Raw genomic sequence first — 7,090 nt, forward strand, 5'->3', positions numbered from 1 at the left:
GCTGTGTTGGGGACGCAACTTACATATTATAACATGGAAAAATAATCTCTCAGTGGTCAAGTTCATTCTTGAATTAAAGATTATCTTAAAGATGATTAATCTCAGTATGTGATAAAAAACGGATCAGCATTTGCTGACCCGCTTTTTGTTTCTTTAACCATTAAATTCTCCAAAACTTTTATTTAAAGTCTTTCTTTTTTGCTCTTTGCCTTTCGGTTCAGAAATAGGAGAACTATCATTGTCAGTTGAATAACTATCTTGAATATAATCTGAATTTGGACCCAGAACTTGATTTGCATGTAGTCCGTCAATTTCATTTAAGATGCACATTTTTACAAATGCTGCTTTGGGCATATTAGTATTTTGCAACTGATTTAAGATCCTTTGATCTCGTTCATTATCAGGATTTAACCTTAATTGAACATATTCTATTTTGCTCAAAATTAGACCTCCTTACTTACTTGTTGTGATTTCACGTACTTGTAAAATCCACGAACATTTGCTACTTCTGAATCTTTAATGAAGACAGCGTTAGGGATTTTATTAGTGATTAAGTCTTTATTGATTAAGTTTGCACCACCACCGGTAATCAATAGTTCAGCTAATCCGTCAATATCTAATGTTGATTGTACGTCACTGATTAGCTTTTTGGTAAAACGATCAATTTGTTTATTAACTGAAGAAGTAATATTATTTCCACTTTCGGCTTTACCATTGGGAGAATAGTTCCAATCGCGTGCTTCTGATCCTTTGATTAAAGCTTTTTCTAATTGGTAATCGTTGGTATCAACGTCTAAGTCTAAGTTGGAAGCAATATTTTTGATTAATGAGTTAATCCCGGTCTTATATTCACGTCGATCAACGGTGTTAAGATCCATGTTGTTCAAAGTATCTAATAAAACTGTACCGCCGCCAATGTCTACAATACCAATTTTATCAGTTTCGTAATGCTCATTTTTAACGTATCCTTTGTCATCTAACATTTCCTCGCACACAGTACCAACTGGTTGCGGTAAAATTTTAACTTCCTTAACGTCAATAGAGTAAGTTTCGCCGTCAACTTCTATCTGATGACGTCCTTTTAAATCTTTGCTTAAAGTTTTTAAACGTTCTTGACTGGTAAAATCGTCAGTTGGTACGCCAACAATACTTTGAACTTCTAGAACGCTTTTTTTAGAAGAAGGAAAGTCGCTGGCAAGTAATCCTAAAGCAAATTCAACTAGTAACTTAAATGAGTCGTTTGTATAACGATTTCCGTAGTTAGACAATGTGTCTTGGATTAAATTGTCTAAGTGTAAATCGTTAATCCCCTCACCCCATAAGTAATAATCTTCGTCAAACATAGACTTGAACTCTTTTACGTTGTTCTTTTTGTTTGCTCCTAGTTGAAGAGGTGCGTCAGCTTTGTTAACGAAACGTGAAGGAATAATATATTCACTTTTACTGTCCTTTAACTTTGAGTTTTTATTGCCTAAATCTAAACTAAAAATTTCCATAGTGATTTCTCCTTTTTGTTTTAACATGTTTTTATATGTGTTTACATGCTTTATTATAGCGTGCAAAATCGTAAATGCAACTATTTGCATGTGAAAATATGCAAAAACTTGTTTTTTGTTCGATTCATCTTTGATCTGAGACATGTATTTACATTTAAAAACATTGCTATAAATGTAAATACATGCTAAAACATTTGTTTATAAAAAATTGATTTCTAGAAAGCAAATTAAATTGCATGTTTTTCAATGGAAAAGCATGCAATAGAAGGTAAGAAAATACCCTGGATAAAATTCCAGGGTATTTTCTTAAACACATATATCACGATATAAACAAATCGGATCACACATATTTTACAACTCATCTCTTTTATAATCAATATTATTAGTTACTATTATGAAAATCAGTAATTGTTTTAATTAAGAAATGGATCGCTTTTGGATAGTAAGCCAAAATTACTTTAATTAATCTTTTACCAAAAAATTTAATTAAAGAAACTAAGAAGCTATCCGATAAAATGCGTACTAAGTAAAGTATTAATGAATCTATTTTTATGTACTTCGGTAAAATAAAGCCAGCATACATACTTGTTCTTAATATTTCAAGCATATTGTTCTCCTTTTATATTCTTTATTTTAAAGGAGATAAGCTGGTTGTATGTGTAATCAGTATCATTTTATCACCAATTAATAATATTTACCATTCAATTATAATTTAGGAAAGGAGTAGCAAGGAGTCTCTGTTTGAGATTCTGGAGCTTATCATTACAGGCAGTAAAGCAATATTTGATGCTGTGATGCTGGTTCTTGAATATATCAAAAAGGGCCAAAAATAAAAATAATCGCCTTAGCCGTGCAAGGCTAGCGATTATTAGCTTTTAATAAAAAATCTGATGGTTGCCGTCTTAGCAACTTTACAAAGGAGTCAGTGTTTCCAGCGCTGGCTCTTTTTCTATACGTCTACATGATACCATACTTTTAACATAAAAGTATACTGGGTATACTTAGTATATTTGATATACTCGGTATACTTTCTTTTTGAATTATGAATGAATTACTCTTCTTAATTTTATAATTTTATTTAGGACCATTTTCGTAAAAATCAATGTTTTCTTTAAATCGTTTTTGTTGCTGAGGAGACATCTTTTCATGTACATAATTATCAATTAAAAATTGGATAACTTCATAGTTAAATCCCATTCTTAGTTCTCTTTTTAGTTCTTCAACTTCTTCTTTAGTTTGGGGAGATACCTTTAAAGTTTTACGTTGATTTTTGCTGGGTATAAATTTGCCATTATCATTATCTTGAATCACTTTTTTGTTAGAGTTATGCTTATCAAATTTGTTTTGCTCTTCTTTACAGTACTTTTTAGGATAATAATTACCTTGTTTCCTTAATTCGATCTCGACATGCATTTGTAAGTTCTGCTGTTCCAAGTCTTGGATTTTTTGTTGGAGAATTTTGATTTGCTGAGTTTGATCGTTCATTAGTAGGTCTTCCTCCCTTTCAATAAATCTTATTATACCCGTCTGATTTACGTTTACGTATCCAAGATTGTAATATCTATCATTTCTCATTCACTTTCCTTCCACTATTACAACAAAATAAATTAAATACTAAAGTACCTTGAATTGAGTTAATTTGAGGCTTAGAATTATTTGTGTAATCGATAACATATTGATTTACATAAGAATAGGAGGAACATGTTTTGAATGGAAAGCAAAGGGTTTTGACTACGACTGGTGCATTATTGGGTTTAGTATGCGGTTTGACATTAATGCAACAAACAGTTAAAGCCGATGATAATGGGGAACAAGTAAATGTAACTACTCCGACAGAAGTAAATGGGCCTGCAACAGGTGGTACTTCCTTTATAAAGTCGACTAATAATGATGAACAAGAAGTTGTTTCTAATGTAAATGCACAAGAACTAGGTACACAGGCACCAGCAGCAGATAATCAAAATGTACAGGCTAATAATTATGAAAATTCTACAGTTACTGGTAATGACTCATTAGAAGATAATAGTGATCAAGTTGATAATTCATCTGTAAATAATAATACTGATCAATCTGAAGTTAGTACAACCAATCCAGCAGAAACAGCCAATAATGGACAGTCGACACCAGATAATCCAGATGATAGTGTTATTGCCAGCGGTGTTTGGGGAACAAGTAAATGGGAATTTGTTCATGAAACAAATGATTATACCTTACACTTCCATGCTGGTATGTTGGGAAGCTCTGAAGGAAAAAACAATAATGGTATTCATGGAAATAATGCAGTTTTTAACAGTTCTTCAGATTGGACGAAAGAATTAACAAAAATAGTTTTTGATAAAGGTGTTATTGCTAATGAAAAATCAGATGGCTTATTTAGTCATTTAAGGAACCTTGAAGAAATTGAGGGGTTAAATAACCTTGATACCTCTAGAGTTACCGACATGGCAAGCATGTTCTTAGGTTGTGAATCATTACCAAGCCTAGATTTAAGTAATTTTGATACCTCGAATGTTACTAATATGAGTGAAATATTTGAAAATTGTTATTCATTAATAAAACTAGATTTAAGTAATCTTGATACCTCTAAAGTTACTAGTATGAATAGCATGTTCCTTAATTGTCAATCATTATTGAGTCTAGATTTGAGTAATTTCAATACCTCGAATGTTACTAATATGAGTGAAATATTTGAAAATTGTTATTCATTAATAAAACTAGATTTAGGTAATCTTGATACCTCTAAAGTTACTAGTATGGAAGCAATGTTTGCGGATTGTCACTCATTACCAAGCCTAGATTTAAGTAATTTTGATACCTCTAAAGTTACTAACATGCAATTCATGTTTTCGTATTGTGAATCATTACCAAGTCTAGATTTAAGTAACTTTGATACTTCAAATGTTACTGAGATGGACGCTATGTTCGAAAAATGTTCCTCATTACCAAGTTTAGATTTAAGTAATTTTGATACCTCTAAAGTTACTAGTATGGAAGCAATGTTTTCGGAGTGTAAATTATTACCAAGTTTAGATTTAAGTAATTTTGATACCTCTAAAGTTACCGACATGATGAGCATGTTCTTAGGTTGTGAATCATTACCAAGCCTGGATTTAAGTAATTTTGATACCTCGAATGTTACTAGTATGAGATATATGATCGAAGATTGTAAATCATTACCAAGCATTGATTTAAGTAATTTTGATACCTCTAAAGTTACTGACATGGACGGTATGTTCTGGGATTGTACTTCATTGACGAACTTAAATTTAAGTAATTTTGATACCTTTAATGTTATTGATATGAGAAATATGTTTTACAATTGTACTTCATTATCAAGCCTAGATTTAAGTAATTTTGATACTTCTAATGCTATTTTGATGTCCTTCATGTTCGAAGATTGTATTTCATTATCAAGTCTAGATTTAAGTAATTTCGATACTTCAAATGTTACTGAGATGTCTGACATGTTCGTCCAGGATGACAATTTGTATCATCTGACTTTAGGTCCTAAAACAACTTTAACTGATCAAAATAAGTATAAAGCCTCTCTTCCGGAAGTTCGTAAAGATACTAAAGTACCTGGTACAGATAAAATTGTTATCTCACCGCACTGGGTAGCAATGAATGGTGTCAATAAAGGTAAAAAGTATACTTCAGATGAGTTAATGTCAATGCCAAATCGCCTTGAAATAACCACTTATGAATGGGATACGCAACCAGAAATAACTAATACAGTCCAAAGAAAGTCCGTTACACGATCAATCAATGTTTACCAGCCAGATGGACAAGTCAAGACAGAATTACAGACAGTAACGATTCAATGTTATGTTACTAATAACGATGACGGAACGGTTAGTTATGGTGATTGGTCAACAGCTAACTGGGATGCTTATTCTGTTCCAGAATACGATGGCTATCAAGCTAGTCAGACCACTGTACCTGAGCAAGCAGTTACTGGTGATAGTAAAGACCAAACAATTGATATTTATTACACCCCAATGGAACAAACAATTACTGTTCAATATTTGGATGACGGTCAGGAAGTAGGAACACAACAATTAACAGGTTACGTTGGCGATGTATTGAATGTTAACTATCATGCACCAGCTGGTTATGAGATCATTGATCAACCGCAAACTACAATTACAGTTGATACTTCAGGAAATCAAATTATTCAAGTAGCTGTAGATCACCAGATTCGTACTAGTTTTGAAACTAAGTCAATTACGCGGACTATTAACTTCCATTATCCAAGTGGAAAGATTAAGAGCCAAGATCAAGTGGCAATCTTACAACGTAATGTTTACCAAGATTTAGTTACAGGAGATAAAGTTTATGGAACTTGGCATACTGATACTTGGGATGAAGTAATGGTACCGAAAGTTAGCGGATATACTGCTAGTCAAGAGACAGTTGCTGAACAAACAGTTACTTCCAATGATACGGATCAAGTTATTGATATTTTATATGTTAAGAATTAGATATCTGACTAGTTAATAGTTAATTGGACTGAAAAATTTAAAAACTAAGTTATTAAAAAAGTCGGTGCTCCAAATACCGACTTTTTCTATACATAATTAATCTATAACAAAGTGTTAAATACACTTAACATTCACTTTCTATTCTTAAGTTGGTCCTTTTCTTCCAAAATTTCAAACATTTTTTCAAAACGCGTACGATCGCCATCAGATAATTCTTCTATTGCTTGTTCTACCAAGCTATTTACATAGTCCTTTTGCGATTTTCCTAGCCCGAGGTTAATTAAAGCAGCTATTTTGTTGCGAATATGATTATCAACTCTAATATTGATAGGGAAAGTAACAGTATTTGGATTGTCCTCTTCTAAAACGTCATTTCTTTTAACTTGATTTCTAATAGTTACTTTAGTTCCGCGTTCTAGTTTTTTACTCTTGTTATTGGCAGAATCATGATTTAGCATTCCCATATTTAATCACCTATCCGCGTTAAGATTTCTTTGGCCACGCCTTGGAATGCCTTATGAACTTTCTTATCCCAAGGGTCTTTAGGATTGTCAGTAATTCCTGTCATGTCCATGCGTTTAATGCGTTCCATAAGCATAATTTTGTGTTCAAAGACATTTTCTTCACCGAACTCTTCAATAGCCGAATTTAAAATTTCCGTGTCCACTACGGCGTTTCGCTTAGATAGAACTGGTAAAATTCCCATTACGTCTACTTCTGAATCAAAGTCGTCAATTAGGGTCTTCTGTAAATAGTCAATTAGGACTTCTGCGCCTGATAATGAGCGCTCCTGTGTTTGTAAGACCACGATAATCTGGTCGCAGGCGTTAAATGCTGTGTCGTTGGCTAAAGAGATCGTTGGCGGTACGTCAATAAAGATAAAGTCGTATTTTTCCTTTAAATTCTTAATTTTGTCTTTAAAGAAATCGACTTTTGCTTTTTCAGTCTTAATGTTTTTATCTAAATAACGACTGTACATACTAAAATCGACGGCGTTAGGAAGTAAAAATAAATTATCGGTGATTTCTATGGCAATATCATTAAGATCCATATTGGTATTAATAGCGGTCATTAATGACGTATTTATGGTGATCACTTCGTCGCCGGTTTGAA

At 32.5% G+C, this 7,090-nt stretch carries 6 protein-coding genes; 1 reads left to right on the forward strand and 5 read right to left on the reverse strand.

The window, feature by feature from the left end; genetic code table 11:
• Nucleotides 1-153 precede the first annotated feature (153 nt).
• The 3 genes from AC3B5B_RS08340 to AC3B5B_RS08350 form a co-directional block, all read right to left on the reverse strand.
• Nucleotides 154-441: a hypothetical protein gene (locus AC3B5B_RS08340; protein WP_489769899.1), complete on the reverse strand. Its 288-nt coding sequence runs from the start codon at nucleotides 439-441 to the stop codon at nucleotides 154-156.
• A gap of 2 nt (nucleotides 442-443) precedes the next feature.
• Nucleotides 444-1,496, reverse strand: a complete 1,053-nt coding sequence (locus AC3B5B_RS08345) for a ParM/StbA family protein (RefSeq protein ID WP_489769900.1) — start codon at nucleotides 1,494-1,496, stop codon at nucleotides 444-446.
• Between the two features lie 1,074 nt (nucleotides 1,497-2,570).
• On the reverse strand, nucleotides 2,571-2,981 hold the full coding sequence (locus AC3B5B_RS08350; protein ID WP_489769901.1) for a hypothetical protein: 411 nt from the start codon (nucleotides 2,979-2,981) through the stop codon (nucleotides 2,571-2,573).
• Between the two features lie 221 nt (nucleotides 2,982-3,202).
• On the opposite strand from AC3B5B_RS08350, the gene AC3B5B_RS08355 reads away from it, so the two are divergent.
• Nucleotides 3,203-5,977, forward strand: a complete 2,775-nt coding sequence (locus tag AC3B5B_RS08355; RefSeq protein WP_489769902.1) for a BspA family leucine-rich repeat surface protein — start codon at nucleotides 3,203-3,205, stop codon at nucleotides 5,975-5,977.
• Nucleotides 5,978-6,108: 131 nt separating this feature from the next.
• Here AC3B5B_RS08355 and AC3B5B_RS08360 read toward each other — a convergent pair whose 3' ends face one another.
• Together AC3B5B_RS08360 and AC3B5B_RS08365 are read right to left on the reverse strand one after the other, a co-directional pair.
• Entirely contained in the window at nucleotides 6,109-6,441 is a 333-nt protein-coding gene (locus AC3B5B_RS08360) for a DUF5388 domain-containing protein (RefSeq protein WP_489769903.1), read from the reverse strand.
• Between the two features lie 2 nt (nucleotides 6,442-6,443).
• The coding region (locus tag AC3B5B_RS08365; protein WP_489769904.1) for an AAA family ATPase at nucleotides 6,444-7,090 on the reverse strand (647 nt) is incomplete at its 5' end.

It is taken from the genome of Bombilactobacillus sp. ESL1187, from assembly GCF_058107155.1.

What these genes read in the sequence shown, in the direction of transcription:
- AC3B5B_RS08345 (WP_489769900.1), bottom strand. Translation starts at nt 1,496, where the DNA reads ATGGAAATTTTTAGTTTAGATTTAGGCAATAAAAACTCAAAGTTAAAG.
- AC3B5B_RS08350 (WP_489769901.1), bottom strand. Translation starts at nt 2,981, where the DNA reads ATGAACGATCAAACTCAGCAAATCAAAATTCTCCAACAAAAAATCCAA.
- AC3B5B_RS08360 (WP_489769903.1), bottom strand. Translation starts at nt 6,441, where the DNA reads ATGGGAATGCTAAATCATGATTCTGCCAATAACAAGAGTAAAAAACTA.